Source organism: Terrimonas sp. (assembly GCF_003075435.1).
Taxonomy (GTDB): domain Bacteria; phylum Bacteroidota; class Bacteroidia; order Chitinophagales; family Chitinophagaceae; genus Agriterribacter.
The window spans coordinates 37,111-55,536 of record NZ_QCZJ01000034.1; the positions used below are offsets into that span (position 1 = coordinate 37,111).

At 40.3% G+C, this 18,426-nt stretch carries 17 protein-coding genes; 10 read left to right on the forward strand and 7 right to left on the reverse strand.

All coding sequences use genetic code 11. From position 1 onward, the window contains the following. Positions 1-5: 5 nt before the first annotated feature. Positions 6-1,043 (reverse strand): glycosyltransferase, encoded by a 1,038-nt coding sequence (locus tag DC498_RS23110; protein ID WP_116876525.1) that lies wholly within the window; start codon positions 1,041-1,043, stop codon positions 6-8. 174 nt (positions 1,044-1,217) lie between these two features. Between DC498_RS23110 and DC498_RS23115 the strand changes: the two genes are divergently transcribed. From DC498_RS23115 to DC498_RS23140, 5 genes are all read left to right on the forward strand, one after another. Beyond that, positions 1,218-2,444: a choice-of-anchor E domain-containing protein gene (locus tag DC498_RS23115; RefSeq protein WP_116876526.1), complete on the forward strand. Its 1,227-nt coding sequence runs from the start codon at positions 1,218-1,220 to the stop codon at positions 2,442-2,444. 83 nt (positions 2,445-2,527) lie between these two features. After that, positions 2,528-3,202 (forward strand): DUF4290 domain-containing protein, encoded by a 675-nt coding sequence (locus DC498_RS23120; RefSeq protein ID WP_116876527.1) that lies wholly within the window; start codon positions 2,528-2,530, stop codon positions 3,200-3,202. A 71-nt stretch (positions 3,203-3,273) separates the two neighbouring features. Beyond that, positions 3,274-4,578, forward strand: a complete 1,305-nt coding sequence (murA, locus tag DC498_RS23125; protein WP_116876528.1) for a UDP-N-acetylglucosamine 1-carboxyvinyltransferase — start codon at positions 3,274-3,276, stop codon at positions 4,576-4,578. A 9-nt stretch (positions 4,579-4,587) separates the two neighbouring features. Then, positions 4,588-5,166, forward strand: coding sequence for a guanylate kinase (gene gmk, locus DC498_RS23130; protein WP_116876529.1), 579 nt, complete (start codon positions 4,588-4,590; stop codon positions 5,164-5,166). 318 nt (positions 5,167-5,484) lie between these two features. Continuing rightward, the gene (locus DC498_RS23140; RefSeq protein WP_116876531.1) at positions 5,485-6,774 is read left to right on the forward strand and encodes a hemolysin family protein; all 1,290 of its coding nucleotides are present in this window, start codon (positions 5,485-5,487) and stop codon (positions 6,772-6,774) included. A gap of 96 nt (positions 6,775-6,870) precedes the next feature. Here the strand turns inward: DC498_RS23140 and DC498_RS23145 are convergent, their stop codons facing one another. Next, positions 6,871-8,454, reverse strand: a complete 1,584-nt coding sequence (locus tag DC498_RS23145; protein ID WP_116876544.1) for an FMN-binding glutamate synthase family protein — start codon at positions 8,452-8,454, stop codon at positions 6,871-6,873. A gap of 296 nt (positions 8,455-8,750) precedes the next feature. Here DC498_RS23145 and DC498_RS23150 point away from each other — a divergent pair, with 296 nt between their 5' ends. Continuing rightward, positions 8,751-9,758 (forward strand): aspartate-semialdehyde dehydrogenase, encoded by a 1,008-nt coding sequence (locus tag DC498_RS23150; RefSeq protein ID WP_116876532.1) that lies wholly within the window; start codon positions 8,751-8,753, stop codon positions 9,756-9,758. A 76-nt stretch (positions 9,759-9,834) separates the two neighbouring features. Here DC498_RS23150 and DC498_RS23155 read toward each other — a convergent pair whose 3' ends face one another. Further along, positions 9,835-10,029 (reverse strand): hypothetical protein, encoded by a 195-nt coding sequence (locus tag DC498_RS23155; RefSeq protein ID WP_116876533.1) that lies wholly within the window; start codon positions 10,027-10,029, stop codon positions 9,835-9,837. Positions 10,030-10,268: 239 nt separating this feature from the next. Between DC498_RS23155 and DC498_RS23160 the strand changes: the two genes are divergently transcribed. Next, the gene (locus DC498_RS23160; RefSeq protein WP_116876534.1) at positions 10,269-10,658 is read left to right on the forward strand and encodes a VOC family protein; all 390 of its coding nucleotides are present in this window, start codon (positions 10,269-10,271) and stop codon (positions 10,656-10,658) included. 135 nt (positions 10,659-10,793) lie between these two features. Then, positions 10,794-11,651, forward strand: coding sequence for a hypothetical protein (locus DC498_RS23165; RefSeq protein ID WP_116876535.1), 858 nt, complete (start codon positions 10,794-10,796; stop codon positions 11,649-11,651). A gap of 40 nt (positions 11,652-11,691) precedes the next feature. Here DC498_RS23165 and DC498_RS23170 read toward each other — a convergent pair whose 3' ends face one another. Next, complete coding sequence (locus tag DC498_RS23170; protein ID WP_206197730.1) at positions 11,692-12,924, reverse strand: Gfo/Idh/MocA family oxidoreductase; 1,233 nt, start codon at positions 12,922-12,924, stop codon at positions 11,692-11,694. Between the two features lie 70 nt (positions 12,925-12,994). Further along, complete coding sequence (locus DC498_RS23175; protein WP_116876536.1) at positions 12,995-13,729, reverse strand: TIGR00730 family Rossman fold protein; 735 nt, start codon at positions 13,727-13,729, stop codon at positions 12,995-12,997. A 224-nt stretch (positions 13,730-13,953) separates the two neighbouring features. Here DC498_RS23175 and DC498_RS23180 point away from each other — a divergent pair, with 224 nt between their 5' ends. Further along, complete coding sequence (locus DC498_RS23180) at positions 13,954-14,508, forward strand: DsbA family protein (RefSeq protein ID WP_116876537.1); 555 nt, start codon at positions 13,954-13,956, stop codon at positions 14,506-14,508. Between the two features lie 59 nt (positions 14,509-14,567). Here the strand turns inward: DC498_RS23180 and DC498_RS23185 are convergent, their stop codons facing one another. Continuing rightward, a complete protein-coding gene (locus tag DC498_RS23185; RefSeq protein ID WP_133176959.1) occupies positions 14,568-14,921 on the reverse strand; it encodes a hypothetical protein in 354 nt (117 codons plus the stop codon). 122 nt (positions 14,922-15,043) lie between these two features. Between DC498_RS23185 and DC498_RS23190 the strand changes: the two genes are divergently transcribed. Beyond that, positions 15,044-15,958 (forward strand): diacylglycerol/lipid kinase family protein, encoded by a 915-nt coding sequence (locus DC498_RS23190; protein ID WP_116876539.1) that lies wholly within the window; start codon positions 15,044-15,046, stop codon positions 15,956-15,958. Here the strand turns inward: DC498_RS23190 and DC498_RS23195 are convergent. Beyond that, positions 15,906-18,179 carry a hypothetical protein gene (locus DC498_RS23195; protein WP_116876540.1) on the reverse strand — a complete coding sequence of 758 codons (2,274 nt, stop codon included), beginning with the start codon at positions 18,177-18,179 and terminating at the stop codon, positions 15,906-15,908. The two genes, DC498_RS23190 and DC498_RS23195, sit on opposite strands and share 53 nt — an antisense overlap. Positions 18,180-18,426 lie beyond the last annotated feature (247 nt).

Genomic DNA, 18,426 nt, shown 5'->3' on the forward strand with positions numbered 1-18,426 from the left:
CGGTATTATTCCAATATAGCGGCTGTATTATGCGTTGCTAATGTTTGCAGCTGCAACAGGGATTTTTGGATTAATACTGTCCTGGTTTTTTCGTCTTTATATATTTTCATCATTTTTTCGCCAATATCCTGCTCATTATTCGGTTCAACATATAAAACAGCATCATTGCCTAACTCAAAAAAAATATTGTTATGCCATGTAATTACAGGCACACCGCATTGCATTGCCTCAACCAATGGCAGACCATTGCTATCAAATTGGGGTAAGTATATAAACGCCAATGCCGCCCCGGCTAGTTTGGGATAATCAGCTTTGCTTATTGCTGCTGATATTGTTATATCACTTTTATATTTATAGGTGTTAAGCAAATTCTCGGTATGCTTTCCCGTTTCCATATTAACGATAATCAATCTTATACCCGATTTAAGCCATTTCTTTACGGTCGAAAAACCCTTCAATACGTTCAGGAAATTTGTATGAGATGCTCCTGAGGCGTTAAAAAGAAAATATTCTTTCCCCTCAGAAAAATATTTTTTTGATTGTTCACGTGTATCCCAATCAAGGGGTTGATATATGTTGAGAGCCATTGGTTGGATAATCCTTATCCGTGATGGATCAATGTTGTTTTTTACAAGTTCATTTTTAATGGAAAGGGAAGATGTGATAATTCTATCCGGTTTGTTTAATTGGTCTGGTTTACTGTTTGTAACACTTGTGAGCAGCAAATAGGTTGTTGCTGCATTTACAGGAATGTAATCATTAATATGGAGTAATATCTGAGCATTGAACTTTTTAACCAGTGCTTTTAGTTGACGTTGATATATCCACTTTGTTATGGGGCTCAAAAAAAAAGGAATTGCTGCAATTATTGTTTGCACATTGCCTGGCAATGAAAATTTGTATTGCTTATTATCATAAGATAACAGGTAAAAATGAGCACCGGGGTATTGATTGCATATGGTGGTTATAATATTTTCTACCAGGGTACTGCTGTTGTTGTCCTTTGTTAAAAATCGCCGGGATAGGCTTATCATTACGTCCATAGCATACAATTATTCGAATAAATGGGTGTTTTAATAGGTGAATAAGGCCGTTTTTAAACTGAGCCATGAGCATTGAAGCGTGAATGGGGCAAAGTTAACCGGTCTGACCGCAGGCAAAATGGAAAACACCGGAAAAATATTATCCATACCTATTGTAAACCTAAATGAATTCCTATGAGGCTAAAATCTCTACACTTTTACATAATTATAGTTTATGCTTTATTAAACTTTAATAAGAGTGTTAATGCACAGTGTGCTACAGGCAGCCCCCAAACGGTTACATACAATGTTGGTGGTCCACCTGCAACGCAGCACGAGACTTATTATCTTCCTCAATTTAACCCATCTATGGGAACTTTGATTGGTGCGGAATTTAATTTGACCACTGATGGGTTTACCATGTTACAGCTTATAAATGCAGACGACTTTGCAAACAACTTTACCAGGATCGTATTTCAAAGAACGGATGAGATCACACTGCCTGGCATTGGTACCGATGAAGTATATGATGGCACAGTTAATTTTCCGGATGCTCTGGTTGGTCCAAGCTATAATCCTTCTTTACTCCCACCGTGGGAAATAAATAGTGATTACACTAATATATGGGGAGGAAGTGCTTTTCTGCCTCCTGCGGGCACAACCTATAATACAACCATACCGGCAAGTGCATTTTCCAGCTACATAGGTGGCGGTATGACTGCTGTGATTTACGATATCTACCCGCAATTTACTTACCGTAGTGTTGGTTCACATGTAGGGAGCAATGTTATTACAATGGCTACCAATGTCAGTATGAGCATTACTTATACCTATTGTACCAATTCTGTATTGCCTTCTGGTAAACTGGAGTTTTTTGCCAAGGCTTCTGAAAATAGTAGTATAGCATTAAGCTGGACCAAGGAAAACGAAGAGAATAATATATTATATGGCGTGGAAATGAGTGCCAATGGAGTAGATTTTACCACAATAGGAAGTATGCAGAGCAAGAAGCCTGAAAATCCTGCAACGGTTGTAAAATATATGTTTGATCATGAGCGCCCAGCAGGAGTAACAGGTAAACTGTATTTCCGTGTAAAACAAACAGACGCTGCCGGAAAAGTAAAATATACGGCCATTAAATGGGTTGATGCAAACAATGAATTACAAACTAATCTTTCTTTATTTCCTAACCCTGCCACCAACGGAGTAACCCTTCAGTTTAGAACGCCCAGGCAAAATAATATACAGGTGCAGCTTATAAATAGTACCGGGCAGGTGGTACAAACAAGCCGCTTAAATTTGAACGGAACAAGCCAGGGAGCACTGCAGTTTAACAGCAGGTACGCTTCTGGTGTATATTTCCTGAAGATAATAGATGTTAAAACAAAAGAACAACAGGTAAGCAGGCTTATCATAAAGTAAACATATCTTCGTTAAATTATAGAAAGAGTTGGTACTTAAAGTTGCCAACTCTTTCGTATTTTTGTTTTTCTCATTTAAGCTACATGGAATATAATACAACAAGAAATCACCTGATAATGCGGGAATATGGCAGGCATATTCAAAAAATGATCGACTATGTAATATCCATAGAAGATAAGGAGCGGAGGCAAAAAAACGCGCAGGCTTTGATTGAACTCATGGGTTTTCTTAACCCACATTTAAAAAACGTAGAGGATTTCCGCCATAAATTATGGGATCATCTTTTTTTGATATCTGATTTTAAACTGGATGTTGAAAGCCCCTACCCTATACCTACCCGCGAAACATTAAAGGCAAAACCTGAAATGCTTGCTTACCCCAAGAAATATCCAAAATATTCCCATTTGGGTAAAAATCTTGAGCTGGTTATTAATAAAGCGCTGAAAGAAGAAAATCCTGAAAAGAAGTCTGGATTTGCAAATTCTATCGCTTACTATATGAAGCTTGCCTATAATACCTGGCATAAAGAGCTGGTGCATGATGATGCTATACGTAATGAGCTAAACGCTATTACAGACGGGCAGTTGGAGTTTACCAACACACCTTTTGTAAAAGCATTCCGTGAAAGGGATAACAGGGATAGTGGCCGCTATCAGCGCGGAGGGAAGAATAATTTTCAGCAAAGAAACAATGGCAATGGCCGCAACGACAGGAATAATAAAAATAACGGTAAACATTTTAAGAAGAGGTTTAAATAAATATACTTCTCAAAAAATAAAATAACCCCGGAATTCCCGGGGTTTTATATTTGCAAACATTCTTTTTTAATATGAATGCATTCGAAGTTACCGGAGGCAAAAAACTAAACGGTGAAATAACCCCACAGGGCGCTAAAAACGAAGCGCTCCAGATTATCAGTGCCGTTTTACTTACACCCGAGAAAGTAACCATCAGTAACATACCTGATATACTCGATGTAAACTTATTGATTGAGCTGCTGAAGGATATGAATGTTAAGGTTGACCGCATCAGCCAGCATGTCTGCTCCTTTAAAGCTGATGATGTAAACATTGATTATTTACGCAGTGAGGCATATCAAAAAAAGAGTGGTCGTTTACGCGGCTCCGTTATGTTGGCAGGTCCATTACTTGCGCGGTTTAAAAAAGCATTCATTCCCAAACCAGGAGGTGATAAAATAGGCCGCCGCAGGCTCGACACGCATATCATTGGCTTTGAAAAATTAGGTGCGGCATTTAACTATCACCCTGAGGATGGATTCTTTCACCTTGAAGCCGAAAAGCTGAAAGGAACATATATGCTGCTCGATGAACCTTCTGTAACCGGCACCGCAAATATAGTAATGGCTGCCGTGCTGGCAAGCGGCACAACCACCATATATAATGCCGCCTGTGAACCTTACCTGCAACAGTTGTGTAAAATGCTGGTACGCATGGGAGCGAAAATCAATGGCATTGGTTCAAACCTGCTGACAATAGAAGGTGTTGACAATCTAGGCGGAACAGAACATAGCATGTTGCCGGATATGATTGAAGTAGGCTCTTTTATAGGATTGGCGGCCATGACACAAAGCGATATCACTATTAAAAATGCAGGTATTGAGCACCTGGGGCAGATACCGGAAAAATTCAGGCAGCTTGGTATTCAGCTGGAGTTTAAAGGAGATGATATACATATACCCGCACAGGAAGTATATGAAATTCAAACTTTTCTTGACGGGTCTGTGATGACCATTTACGATCACCCATGGCCTGGCTTCACCCCAGATCTTATCAGTATAATGCTGGTTATAGCCACACAGGCGCGTGGTTCAGTGCTTATTCATCAAAAAATGTTTGAGAGCCGCCTGTTTTTTGTAGACAAGCTGATTGATATGGGCGCACAGATTATTTTGTGTGATCCGCACCGTGCCGCCGTAATTGGTTTGGGAAGATCACAAAGCCTTCGCGGTATCACTATGAGCAGCCCTGATATACGCGCAGGTGTTTCTTTGCTGATCGCGGCGCTGAGCGCGGATGGCAAAAGCATTATTCAGAATATTGAGCAAATTGACAGGGGCTACCAGTATATTGATAAAAGATTAACCGCCCTGGGCGCACAGATAAAAAGAATATAATAGGAAAGCATGGCAGTAAACAATCATAAAATAATTATTATAACGGCACCTTCAGGTGCAGGTAAAACCTCTATTGTTCATTACCTGCTACAAAAGTATCCTGATCAACTCGCGTTTTCTGTGTCTGCGGCTACGCGTAAACCGAGAGAGAAGGAAGTGAGCGGCAGGGATTATTATTTTATGAGCGAAGATGAGTTTAAACAAAAGATACATCAAAACGAATTTGTGGAATGGGAAATGGTTTACGAGGGAAAATATTACGGCACTTTGCAATCAGAAATACAGCGTATCTGGAATATGAATAAAATGCCTGTGCTGGATATTGATGTAAAAGGCGCCTTGCGTATTTTAGAGCGGTACCCGGATTGCTCCCTGTCGCTTTTCATACAACCGCCCTCGGTAGATGAATTAAAGAAACGCCTGCAAAGCAGGGGAACAGAAACCGCAGCATCACTGGCTGCAAGGGTGAATAAAGCCTCCTATGAACTATCGTTTAAAGATCATTTTCATCATATTGTTATTAATAAAGATTTGAATGCGGCCTGCGCCGAAACGGAGGAGATTATCATAAATTATCTCAATAGCTGATTTATCCTTTTGTTCACACTATAATTATTCCCGTTCCGTTACTATTCCCGGCAGGGATTTCGCTTTTAAGTTGAATAGTCATACACTTTGTATTAGTGCTGGCAGTGAAATGCAAACGGTGATCGTTCATTTTGAATCCCGCGCGTAAAAGCGATTACAGCATAGCCTTCGTACTGCGCGGTCGAAATGACGATGCCCGCAAACAGTTTTTTCTAAAAGCGAAATCCCTGCAACTCCGGGTATATAACAATATATATCTCAATATTTTACAGAATATAGTTTTCCTTTTGTTTCACCAATTTGTTATTTTTGGAATAGATGAATAATGTAGATGTATTAAAAATAGTAGGTATTGTTTTCACTTTGCTCCTGGTTGGTTTTTTTGCCGGGATTGAAGTGGCATTCGTATCTGCCAATAAATTTTCTTTTGAATTAAAAAGAAAGCAGGGATTACGCAGTGGTAAAATCTTATCGCAACTGCTTGATCAGCCCGTAAAATTTATTGGTACTGCTATACTGGGACTTACCCTTACCATAGTTATATACGGATTGCTGGTAGGCGAGTTTTTGTCGCCATTATGGGATTGGATAGAACGACATATTACCTCAACTTTTTCCGCATATATAAAATACATGCGGTTGATATTTGAAACATTACTATCAACTATTATTATTTTAATTGTACAGTTTTCTTTCAGGGCGTTTTTCAGGGCAAAGAATGATTCTGTTTTATCTGTTTTTGCCCAAATGGGTATTCTCGACTTTTTTCATGGATTGTTTTCACCTATCGCCTCCCTGTTTGTAAACGCTTCAGAGTGGATACTGAAATATCTTTTTAATATCCGCATATCTGATCAAAAGCCTGCCATTAATCCTGTTGATCTTGAAACATTTGTTCAGCAGAATAAAGACCAGAGTGATGGATCGCAGGACATGAATACACAGCTTTTTGAGAATGCACTTCAATTGCCTTCTGTTAAGATCAGGCAATGCCTTATTCCAAGGAAAGAGATTGACGCTGTAGATATTACAACGCCAATAGAAGAAGTTAAACGCAGGTTTATAGAGACCAAGCTAAGCCGGTTAATAGTGTATGAAGATAATGTAGACAATATTGTGGGATATATTCACCAGCTCGGGCTTTTCAAAAACCCTGCTGATATAAAGTCAATATTATTGCCTATTCCCGCGGTTCCGGAAAGCATGAGTGCATCTGACCTTATTACAAAATTTACCAAAGAGCGCAAGACTATAGCATGGGTGGTAGATGAATTTGGAGGCACAGCCGGCATTATAACAATGGAAGATTTGCTGGAAGAGATTTTTGGAGAGATCCGTGATGAATACGACACCGACAGGTTTGTTGAAAAACAGATATCTGAAAATGAATTTATTTTTTCCGGAAGGCTTGAGCTTGATTATCTCAATAAAAAATACCATTTCGATTTTGAAGAAACCGAATCAGAAACCTTATCCGGCTTTATCATCAGCAATTATGAAATGATCCCCAAAATAAAAGACCGGATAATAATCGACAGCTACGAATTTGATATTATTAACGTGAGCGATACCCGGATTGAGATGGTGAAGGTTAAGCGGTTGAAATAGGGCAATGGTGAATAGCAAACGTAATATGTGACAGGCGAAATGTGAATATAAATCCGCACAATAGCTGATTGCTGAAAGCTGATAGCCCACATCCCCTTACCATGTATCCGCACTCGCTGCTTCTATATCCTGCTTATACTTCTCCGGAATCTCACCATTTACAAAGCATCCAGGTTTAAGAGAAGGATATATATCTTCAAATGTTCTCATTTCATTCATAAATACCCTTCTGTAAATATGCGAGCGGGTAAGTTGCTTATAATTATCAAGCCCGGCAGCGGCTGTTAACTCAAGGAATGTTTTAATTGTGTCCTCGTGATAGTTGGCTACACGTACCTTTTTGTCTTCAACAACCAGCCCAACCGTAAGTTCCGGATCCTGTGTTGCCACACCGGTAGGACATTTATTGGTATTGCACTGCAATGCCTGTATACAACCCAGTGCCATCATCATCGCCCTTGCGCTGTTACAGGCGTCTGCACCAAGTGCAATTGCCCTCAGCAAATGGAAGCCTGATAAAATTTTTCCGGAAGCGATGATCGTGATGTGATGCCTGATACCAAAACCAACCAGCATATTATGTACAAAAGCAAGCCCGTCCATTAAAGGAGCGCCTACATAGTTAGAAAACTCCTGGGGCGCGGCTCCAGTTCCGCCTTCGCCACCATCTACGGTAATAAAATCAGGGTATATATCCAGTTCCACCATTGCTTTACAAATACCTATGAACTCACTTTTTTTGCCGATACATAATTTAAACCCGGTTGGTCTTCCCCCTGATAATGTTCTCAGTTCCTGTATAAACTGTATTAATCCTTTAGGATGATGAAAAGCGCTGTGATACGGCGGCGAGAATATAGTAGTGTAAGGCGCAACGTGGCGGATGGCAGCTATTTCCGGCGTATTCTTCTTGGCTGGTAAAATTCCTCCATGCCCGGGTTTTGCACCCTGCGATAATTTCAGTTCCACCATTTTTATCTGCGGCTTATCAATCGTTTTTTTAAATACTTCAGCAGAAAAATTTCCCTGCTCATCCCGGCAACCAAAATAACCGGTGCCTATCTGCCATATAATATCACCTCCGGGTTTTAAATGATAGGGGCTTAACCCTCCCTCTCCCGTATTATGGGCAAAGCCGCCAATTTTAGCGCCTGCATTCAATGCCTCAATAGCATTGGAGCTCAATGAGCCAAAACTCATAGCCGATACATTAAAAATGCTGGCTGAATATGGTTGTCCGCAATCTTTATTGCCGATCAATACCCGCGGGTTATGATCTAATGTATTAAAATCTTTAGGCGCAATAGAATGGCTCATCCATTCATATCCTTCTTCATATACATTCAACTGCGTTCCAAAAGGCATAGTGTCCGTTTGCTTTTTGGCGCGCTGGTATATGGTTGACCTGTCAATGCGGTTTATAGGGCGGCCGTCAATATCTGACTCCACAAAGTATTGATACATTTTAGGTCTTAGCTCTTCCATCCAATAGCGCATGCGCCCAAGCACCGGGTACGTACGCATAATAGAATGCTTTTTCTGGTTCATATCGTGAACGCCCATACCGGTTACCAACAATACAAAAGCAAGCGCCACAAGCCACCACATGCTTGCGGTAAAACTCAGGATAACCGTTAATACGATAGCTATTATGGCTGTTATAACAAATCCTTTCCTCATAGAATTGCTGATTTGATCAAATACAAAAATATTGAATAAACCACAGGTTAAGCTCAATGAGTTGTTATTGATGAAACGTATTTACAGGTTGATTAGTTTATTTTTTGGAAGAATGATAAAGGCTGATTACTTTTGCCCCCGTTTATGACAAAAATGAAACATACAAAGCGCACAAAGAAACAGTTCCTCCAGAGGAAAGGTTAAGAAGTGTATTGTATGACAAATATATTCAAGGCCTTTCCTGAACGGAAGGGCTTTTTTATTTTTCATTACTTTAAAAATTAAAACAAACCAAAATGAAAGTTGCGGTAGTAGGAGCCACCGGCTTAGTAGGCTCCAAAATGTTACAGGTTCTTGCAGAAAGAAATTTCCCGGTTACGGAACTGATCCCTGTTGCCTCAGAAAGGTCAATAGGAAAAGAAGTGGAGTTTAAGGGTAAGAAGTACAAGGTAGTGGGAGCAGCAGATGCTATCGCAGCAAAGCCTGATGTGGCTATATTTTCAGCAGGTGGAAGTACATCCCTTACGCTTGCGCCGCAATTTGCCGCGGCAGGTATAACAGTAATTGATAATTCTTCCGCATGGCGTATGGACCCTTCCAAAAAACTGGTGGTACCTGAAATAAACGCGGACGCACTTACCAAAGAAGACAAGATTATAGCCAACCCCAATTGCTCAACCATACAAATGGTGGTGGCTTTAAACCCGCTGCATAAAGAATACGGCATTAAAAGAATTGTTGTGAGTACTTACCAGAGCGTTACCGGCACCGGCGTTAAAGCGGTTGAGCAATTGCATGGTGAGAGAAACAAATCTGTTAAGGGAGAAAATGGCGAATACCCCATGGCATATAAATACCCGATTGACCTGAACGTGATCCCTCAGATAGATGTGTTTGTTGATAATGGGTATACCAAAGAAGAAATGAAAATGGTGAATGAAACCAAAAAGATCATGCGGGATGATAATATCAGGGTAACTGCCACCACGGTTCGCATACCGGTAATGGGCGGCCACAGCGAAAGTGTAAACGTGGAGTTTGAAAAAGATTTTGATTTAGCTGATGTAAAAAATCTTTTGGCAAAATCACCGGGAATAATAGTGGCTGATGATCCCGCAAATGCAGTATATCCAATGCCCAAAGACGCCCATGAAAAGGATGAGGTATTTGTAGGCAGGTTAAGAAGAGATGAAACGCAGCCCAATACTTTAAATATGTGGATTGTAAGTGATAACCTGCGCAAGGGCGCTGCTACCAATGCAGTGCAGATAGCAGAATATTTGATGGAGAAGCATTTATTGTAAGAGAGATATGTTTTTAGAATTGCGCAGGCTTTACCGTATTGAACCTGCGCAATTTTTTTATGCTTAATAACTGCGCTTACTTTTTCAAACGGGTGCCCTGCGGGTCATTGTTCTTATCCTTAACCCCTTTTCTTAATTTCTTCTTATTATGAACCGCCGGATTTTCGTTAATCTCTAAATCCCCGCGACTATCAAGTTTATCTCTTGCAGGCGGCCTGGAATTACTGAATCCCTTTTTCTGATCTTGTTTTACCTGTGCAACATTTTTCATGATCATTATTTTTGGGTGAACAATTATTAGATAATTAAAACTTCATGCCAGCATATGATTTATAAGAACATAATGCAAAAAATAAATAGTAACAGATACTATTCAGCCTGATTTTTGCATTATTAATAAAATGCAAAATCCAGGAAGCGTGAGATATAACGGACATTGTGCAAAATATGCAACACTGTAATTGTTGCATATTGAATGTTGGTATTGATTACTATTGAACACGGCGGTATATGGGCGAAAGTATTGCAGCAGGTTTTAGACTTGAAAACATTACTCCTATTCTGAATGTAAAAGACATTTCCCGGAGCCTGGCATTTTATGTTGGTATTCTTGGCTTTAAAAATGCTGAATGGGGTGATGATAGTTTTACCTGCATTAACCGCGACAATACAGGGTTATATTTATGCCGGGATGGGCAGGGCGTTTCAGGAACATGGGTATGGATCGGTTTTGACGGGGATATATCCGCTTTTCATCAATACCTCCGGTCCTGTGGCGTGGTGATAAGGCTTGCTCCCACTAATTTTCCATGGGCCTGCGAAATGCAGATAGAGGATCCCGACGGTCATGTTTTAAGGTTTGGAACAGAGCCGGATGATAAACAACCATATGCTGTATGACCATTTTGTTTATCCTATCCACAAATCCGTTTTATTCCGGTTGCTGCTATTATAATCCTGTTTGTCAAAAAAATTGGTAGTTGATATATTTTGTTGAAGAAGTGGTAAAACAGTTGCTATCTTAAAATAAAATTTATGAAAGCCTTTTTTTGCCTCCTGTTTTTAATGATTATTTGCAGTCAGGCGGGCGCAAAACTCCAAACTTATGTAGGTTCCACACCTCCGCATGCTGTTGTAAGGGAGTTTTTCCGGATATCTTTGGTTGATTCTATTGATTTTATACGCTGGAAATTAGAAATCAATTCACCAAGATTTAAGCTTGTTGCAAAGTATGGCATCTCTAAACCAGGAACACCGGGATTTATAAATGAACAAAGTGTAGCTTTTGAAGGACAATTAAATCAATCCGGGTATTATTATCATCTTGAGCATGAAGGCAAAGTACTTTCAATCCTGGAAGTAAATCAGAATGTATTGCACCTGCTCGACAGAAATAGTAATATGCTTATTGGAAACGGGGGATATAGCTTTGCATTAAATAATATTAATCCGATAGATACAGGTGCATTTAATCTGAAAGCCAAACAATCAGTAACACCCAATCCGCAGGTTTTTGAGGGAAGGACTCCGTGCCGCGATCTGGCTATACAGCTTGGCCTGGAAAAAAATGAGGACTGCAATAAAATGAAGTGGTATATTCTTCTTTACATGGATACGCTCACAGGAAACCCATCTTATTTCATGATGGGTGGCATAGGTTATAGAAAAGAAACGATGGCAAAAGGCAGCTGGCAAATTATTACAGAGCAATCCGGGCGTATTCTTTACCGTATTAGTTTTGATGGATGGGCACGACCGCTTGATTTGCTTAAAGGAGACGACAATATCCTGTTTTTTATTGATACCAGGGGGCATCTGCTTTCAGGAGATGAGGACTTTAGTTATACCCTTAACAGAAAAACAGAGGAATATCCCCGGGTAAAAAGTAATTGAGCAGGACTTCATCATGCTGCTTTCAAACGATAGCAAAAGCTTACTTATCAAATCCAGGTATTGCCATATACTCCCCTCTTTTAAGGGCAGACTGGTGTGCTACAATACCCGGAGCAGTGTAAGCAATGGATTCGTAAACATCTACTTCGGGAGTACGATCATTGATGATGGCATCCACAAATTCATGTGTAATAAAAGTATGCGAACCTTCGTGACCGCTATCGTGTCTTAATGGCTCAGGCAGCATATCTGTTTCCCACCATTTGGGCACCTCGTAGGGCTCTGCCACATTGTGGGCATGTGTAAATCCGGCATCATCTTTACCCAAAGCCGTTCCGGCGCTTATTACAGAAAATTGCTTACTTCGCCCGTCAGGATAAAAAAAACTCATCTTATCTCCCCGCCATTCTGCTCTTTCAGCTTCAACCAGTGCGCCCTTCCAGTTAACTTCAACACGAAATGGAATGTTTTGACTGGTATTAAAGAAAGCTGTTTCATTCCAGAAAGGGTTGTTGTAAGGGTTGTGCTTTAGCAGATCGCTATCATCACCCCAACCCGTAGCGCTTACATGCGTTAATCTTGCTCCGGTTACAGAAACCAGGAATGCTGTGCAATGTGTAGGATAATGCATTGGCGGAAAGCCATGGCGCCAGGTTTGTTTTCCTTCTTCAAAATAATATTTCTCCAGCCCCGGGTGATTATATTCTGCCGCAGCGCTAAATATGTTGCCAAACCTTGCTTCTTTGTAAAACCTTCTTGCAGAAATAGCGCCCTGCCTGTAAACGCTGGTTTCTGCCATCATATACTTCAACCCGGTTTGTTCTACAGTTCTTTTTAATTCATCACATTCATCAAGCGTCATTGCAGCAGGCACTGCGCATAAAACATGTTTACCGGCTTTAAGGCATTCAACTGTATGCTTTACATGGTCCGGTGCAGGCGTAGCAAGAAAAACCGCTTCAATATTTTTGTCTTTCAACAATTCGGTTAATGATGTATAGCTTTTTTTACAGCGGTAAGTATCCATCAGAAGTTTTCTGCGATCTTCCCGCAGGTCGCTTACTGCTTCAACAATACAGGCGGGATGCTCATGAAAATAGAAGCTCAAGCCAAATCTTCCGCCAACAATACCTATCTTAACTTTGCGCTGCGGTGAATAACCGGCAGCAGACAAATAGCCGGGTAGCGCTAATGCTACAGCGCCAACGCCTGCTGTTTTAAGAAACGCTCTCCGGGTTGTGGCAGATTTCAACACTGTTTTATTAATATCCACAAGTTTAGAATTGGAATGGATTTGCAATTGTTGTATTCATGCTGAAGAGAAACAGGAAAAAAAAAGGTACTCACCTGAAAAACTTCCGCTCAAATAACCAGCCCAATGGTTTGGGTTGCGCATATTTCAACCCGAACTGCTCAATACTTTTTATTTTAAGATATGCAATAGCTTCTTCAATTGAGTCGGTTAGCAATACCAGGTCAATATCTTCCGGCGAAATAGTGCCTGTTGTTTTCAGGTGCTCAATATACTCCATCAGTTTTTTATGAAAATCTTTGCAGAAAACAATGATGGGAAATGACTGCACCACTTTTGTCTGAACAAGCGTGAGCGCCTCAAAAAACTCATCCATTGTACCGAATCCCCCGGGCATTACTATAAAGGCATAGGAATACTTCATCAGCAGGGTTTTGCGTACAAAAAAGTATTTAATGTCTACCCATTTATCAAGATAAGGATTAGGCGTTTGTTCAAAAGGCAAAATAATGTTACAGCCCACTGACTTGCCACCTACTTCTTTTGCACCACGGTTCGCCGCTTCCATAATACCGGGTCCGCCGCCGGTCATTACAGTAAAGCCCAATTTAGCTACTTCCGCTGCTAATTCTTCCGTGAGTTTATAATACTGGTGATCTTCTTTAAACCTTGCTGACCCAAAAATGGTTACGCAGGGCCCGGCAAAATGCAATGCCCTGAACCCTTTGATAAATTCTCTTACTACTTTTAATGTAAACGTAAATTCCTCCCATCTTGACTGAGGGCCTTCCAGGAACTTAATTTCCGATTTAGTGGCTTTAGACATCGTATTATTACTAGTTTTTACACCCAAACCTACCTGTTTTTTGTTAAAACCATGTTGCAGTATAAAGACAATATGTCATTTTTCTGTATATTGTAATAATCTACTGGAAATCAAACGTATGTTTGCCGGTAAACTTCAAAGCAGGTTATTTACAACTCCGTTAAAGACACTATAACGTATGTGGCACTTGTTTTGACATTATAAATAGCATAAAATGAAAGGATATGAAGTTTAAAGTTGAAGAAAGGATCATCGCTCCAAAAGAAGTAATAGTTGGCGACCCTGATGCAAAGGTGCTGATTGTGGAATATGGTGATTATGAGAGCTCTGAAACCGCCAAAACCCACGATGTGGTACGCCAGTTGCTTGAAACATATAAGGGAAAAGTAAAATACAATTTCCGCCATTTTCCTTTGACCAAAATACACCAACGCTCGTTTAAGGCTGCTGAAGCTGCCATTGGGGCAGCCCAGGAAGGAAAATTCTGGGAAATGCATGAAATATTGCTGCAGCATCAGCGCACACTCGGCACGATCAGTCTTAAAGGTTATGCCCGCGATGCAGGCGTGAGCAGCAAACATTTCCTGGATGACCTGATGAATTCCAAATACGGCTGGTATGTGAGGGAAGACCAGATGGAAGGTGCCGATGCCGGTGTTACAGGCCCTGCTTTATTTATAAATGGCGAACGCTTTGAAGGTAAACCAACGCTGCAGAATTTATCAGCCTCTATTACACAGGCTTTAAAAAGCAGGAAAAAGGTTTCGCAAAGAGCATAAATTTTACCTGAAAATATTTAAATAAAAAACCGGTATTCCTGCCGGTTTTTTATTTACTGTTAATCACCGCAGCCTTTTACAATTGTTACATTGCTTATGTTATTCAGAAAGTCATCTATAACAATCTTTTCAATATTATCATCCTTACCACACACATAACCTTCCTGCGGCGGAACGGTATTACAGGATGGGCACACGGTAAACATAAAATAAATTATTCTCCCTTTATAGCTGCCTTTAGCTAATACATTGTCCATCCGCTCAAGCTCTCTTTTCACTGAGCAGTTAACCTGCGCGCCAAGTTTCTCAATCATTTTATCTTCACAGGTAATTGCTCTTTTTTCTTTAGAGCAACTAAATGCCAGTGTAGCAAATGTCATGACAGCAAAGACTATGCGGATAAAATTTTGCATATTGAAATACGTTTTGGGTAAGTAAAATAAGCTGACACCGGCAGTAAGAAAAGTGTTGCACATTTTCATATAATGCGCTATTTAAAATAATTTCACCGTTTTACGAGATTACCGTATTTGGCATGAAACGCAAAATCATATTTCTCCTAAACCCTATAGCCGGTAGTGGCAACAGGTCTGGAATAAAAAGGCTTATAGAAACAAGAATGCCTGCCATGCAAACAGCATTCCTGTTGCTGCCAACCAATGCAGAAGGGAAATATGACGAGGTAAGAGAAAAAATTTTACATGAGGGTTTTACAGATGTTGTGGTAGCCGGCGGTGACGGAACCATCAGCAGCGTGGTAAATGACCTGAGAGATACCAATGTAAATTTCGGATTGATTCCCTGTGGTTCCGGTAACGGGCTTGCACTGAGCGCCGGCATTTCAAAAAAAGCAGCCAGGGCTTTTGATAATATTTTTTCAGGCGAGCCGGTATTGACTGACGCATTTGTTATTAACCGGCATTTTTCCTGCATGCTTAGCGGGCTTGGCTTTGACGCGCAGGTAGCGCACGATTTTGCTCAACAAAAAAAACGAGGGCTTATTACTTATGCCAGGCAAACATATGCTAACTTCTTAAAAGCAAAGCCCTACACATTTACGATTAATGCGGATGATAAAAAGGTTGATACCGAAGCTTTTTTTATAAGCATTGCCAACAGCAATCAATTCGGTAACCAGTTTACCATTGCACCGCAGGCAAGCCTGAATGACGGGCAGCTTGATATTGTGATTGTTCAAAAAATGAGTAAGCTGCAACTATTGTTTTCGTTGCTTCATCAAATTACCAACGGCAAGGTAAAAGAGCGTTTATATACAAAAAACAAAGTAATATATTATCAAACCGCAAAGCTCGTAATTGATAACCCGGGCGCAGCACCTTTGCACGTAGACGGAGATCCTAAGGATACAGCGGCTTCGTTTGATATCCGCATTATTCCTAACGCATTTCGCCTGATACGCCCTTTGAAGACCCTTGCTCAAGCGAAGTGATTCTTTTAAATGAAGCGGCATTTTCCGCTGATTGCAACGAACGCCTGATATCCAGTTTTTCAGTTTGTGTTAAGTGAAAATTTAATGCAGCGCCTTTTTGTTTTGGAAGAGGCGTATACATAAAGGTGATTTTGGTGAAAGAAAAAGGAAAACTGTTATTGCCGTATTCCGTCATTTCATCCTGGTAATAGTCCTGCATTTTCATCCAGTTATTTTGAAGTGTCATAACAGGCTTGGTGAACATACCTCCAATACTCGGGTCTTCGTAGCCGTCTTCCCATTCGCCGCTTTTTCGGTCGCGTATTTGTATAAAAACAACACCGCCGGTATTATTTTTAATCCACTTTTTAAACACGTTTAACAACCGCAGCGAAGATTCCTGCCCGAAATTATCACGCATGCCTGCGTCCATCACATCAATAATTGGAGTAGACGGTAACCATACATTAGGCAGCACATAAGGAAATGTGGCATTAATGCGGAGTATTGAAAGCAACCGGAGATCATAAGGATCCTGCTTCCTGAACATGGCAGCAAAATCAATAGCATCTGCTTCTGAACTGATGCCCGATGCAGAGTCAGGCCAGTTACGCATCATAAAACTGACAGGCTGTGTACTGATCATCATTTTTCTTCCGTCGCGGGTGATGGTAGAATTAAAGAACATTAAAGGAACTTTAGCTTCGGCTTCATCACTGATAATATTCTTCAGCGGGTAATCAAGTATTCTGTCGGTATTACGGCTGAATTGCTCTTCAAAAGCATATCCCCTGTCTTTTGAGTATTTAAATTTTTCTGTTTCAAATTGCTGTGCCGGTGCAAAAAGGTCGCGGGTTACAAAAGAGGAAAACAATGCGTTCAGTAAATCTTTAGAAATGTTTTCAGTGTATCGTTTATCCTGGAGGTTAATAGATTTACCCTGTTGCTTTAAGCGAAAAAGTTCCCTGTAATAGGCAGCGCCCAGCATACCGCCTGATGCGCCATTGATGATAAATGTTTTATTCATCAGGTTGCCCTGCATCATGGCATCAAGCTGCTGCATAACATTCAATGTAAATGTTGCAGACCTTGTACCACCGCCGCTCACATTAATGATATAGAGCAAAGGCTTTTCCTCTGTTTGTTTATGCTTCCATTTTTCCAGGATACCAATCATGTGCTGCTTGTCTGCTTCCATCTGCTGTATGCTGCAAAGCTGCATAATGCTATCCCTGTTATATACCGGCCGCTCTTTGCGGTTAGTATAGTTTATACCATAAGCTTTGTTACGCGGATCAATAATTTCTTTTTCAAACAAAATATTCAACACTAAAATAATTACCAGCACCACCGGGAACCACCAGCTTTTTAACCAATACGCCAATGCGCCTGATGCGGCAATGAGTATAGCAAAAAAAAGGAGAATGGCAGCTGCGGCAGGAATAATAAAAAATGGTTTATCCATCAGCATGCCCAATAACGCTAAAAACAAAAATGCGAATATGATGGATATTACCGCGGTGAAATGGTGACGTTTAAAAACCGTATCAATAAACTCCTGGGAGTAATGAGAAACATTGCGTGGCATTTTCAACTTAAAGCTTGTATTGAAAAACCATTCCACACGCAGTATGCCCTTTTCATGAAAATGTTTTCCGCCGATGCCAAACTGTTTGGCAAATGCTTTAGGGTCGCGAAATACCGGCTCCATTGTACGCATCATTGATTTTTCCGTACGGAAAAAATAGAGAAAGGCGATGATCACTGTTATTGTTATGCCTGTTAGAAAACCTGAAATAAGCAACATTATTCTGCCTGCTGATAATAGTTCACTATGTATATCGAACAAAACATTTTTAACGATATAAAAAATGATAAATGTTAGTGGGATGATGGCATTATTGATGCAATATTTTAAAAACGGTTTTGAGGTAGTGGCCAGAAATTTGAACTGGTTACTGTGCAGGATAAACGTGGTAATATTCCAGCTCATGCAGAATATACCTGTTGCCGCGCCTACTATAACCATACCCAACCAGTTTACCTCACCCAGGTATTCAGGAGATAGAAACAAGGCATCAGCGCCAAACGTGCTCATAAAATCACCATTGACCGTGCTGAAAAGGATAAACCAGAAAATGAGAAATACCTGGTAACGCCTGAGGTGCAGCATAAACAGTTGTACAGGGAATGAATAGTAAAATCCTTTAATAAAAGCTTTTATTTCGTTAGAAGAAGGCATTGCCTGCAATATAATGTTTTGGTATCTAACGTAAAAGAGGGGAAGATGGTATGGGGAACTGTCAGCCGTAAGCTATCAGGTATCAGCTATCAGGTTTTTTGGATGCCAACAACAATCTTTTTGTCATGTCCTGAAAAAAGTAGACACTATTACTACTATTACCCTTTTTCTTTTTTTTGTTACTTTTTTTCTTTTTACAATCCACATTTTAATTGTGGATTATTATAAACTTATTTGATTTACAGCT

Excerpts from the sequence above, each read along its gene's own strand:
- DC498_RS23115 (WP_116876526.1), top strand. The coding sequence starts at position 1,218 with ATGAGGCTAAAATCTCTACACTTTTACATAATTATAGTTTATGCTTTA.
- gmk (WP_116876529.1), top strand. The coding sequence starts at position 4,588 with ATGGCAGTAAACAATCATAAAATAATTATTATAACGGCACCTTCAGGT.
- DC498_RS23185 (WP_133176959.1), bottom strand. The coding sequence starts at position 14,921 with ATGCAAAATTTTATCCGCATAGTCTTTGCTGTCATGACATTTGCTACA.
- DC498_RS23120 (WP_116876527.1), top strand. The coding sequence starts at position 2,528 with ATGGAATATAATACAACAAGAAATCACCTGATAATGCGGGAATATGGC.
- DC498_RS23180 (WP_116876537.1), top strand. The coding sequence starts at position 13,954 with ATGAAGTTTAAAGTTGAAGAAAGGATCATCGCTCCAAAAGAAGTAATA.
- DC498_RS23175 (WP_116876536.1), bottom strand. The coding sequence starts at position 13,729 with ATGTCTAAAGCCACTAAATCGGAAATTAAGTTCCTGGAAGGCCCTCAG.
- DC498_RS23160 (WP_116876534.1), top strand. The coding sequence starts at position 10,269 with ATGGGCGAAAGTATTGCAGCAGGTTTTAGACTTGAAAACATTACTCCT.
- DC498_RS23110 (WP_116876525.1), bottom strand. The coding sequence starts at position 1,043 with ATGGACGTAATGATAAGCCTATCCCGGCGATTTTTAACAAAGGACAAC.
- DC498_RS23140 (WP_116876531.1), top strand. The coding sequence starts at position 5,485 with ATGAATAATGTAGATGTATTAAAAATAGTAGGTATTGTTTTCACTTTG.
- DC498_RS23150 (WP_116876532.1), top strand. The coding sequence starts at position 8,751 with ATGAAAGTTGCGGTAGTAGGAGCCACCGGCTTAGTAGGCTCCAAAATG.
- DC498_RS23165 (WP_116876535.1), top strand. The coding sequence starts at position 10,794 with ATGAAAGCCTTTTTTTGCCTCCTGTTTTTAATGATTATTTGCAGTCAG.
- DC498_RS23145 (WP_116876544.1), bottom strand. The coding sequence starts at position 8,454 with ATGAGGAAAGGATTTGTTATAACAGCCATAATAGCTATCGTATTAACG.
- murA (WP_116876528.1), top strand. The coding sequence starts at position 3,274 with ATGAATGCATTCGAAGTTACCGGAGGCAAAAAACTAAACGGTGAAATA.
- DC498_RS23190 (WP_116876539.1), top strand. The coding sequence starts at position 15,044 with ATGAAACGCAAAATCATATTTCTCCTAAACCCTATAGCCGGTAGTGGC.
- DC498_RS23155 (WP_116876533.1), bottom strand. The coding sequence starts at position 10,029 with ATGAAAAATGTTGCACAGGTAAAACAAGATCAGAAAAAGGGATTCAGT.
- DC498_RS23195 (WP_116876540.1), bottom strand. The coding sequence starts at position 18,179 with ATGCCTTCTTCTAACGAAATAAAAGCTTTTATTAAAGGATTTTACTAT.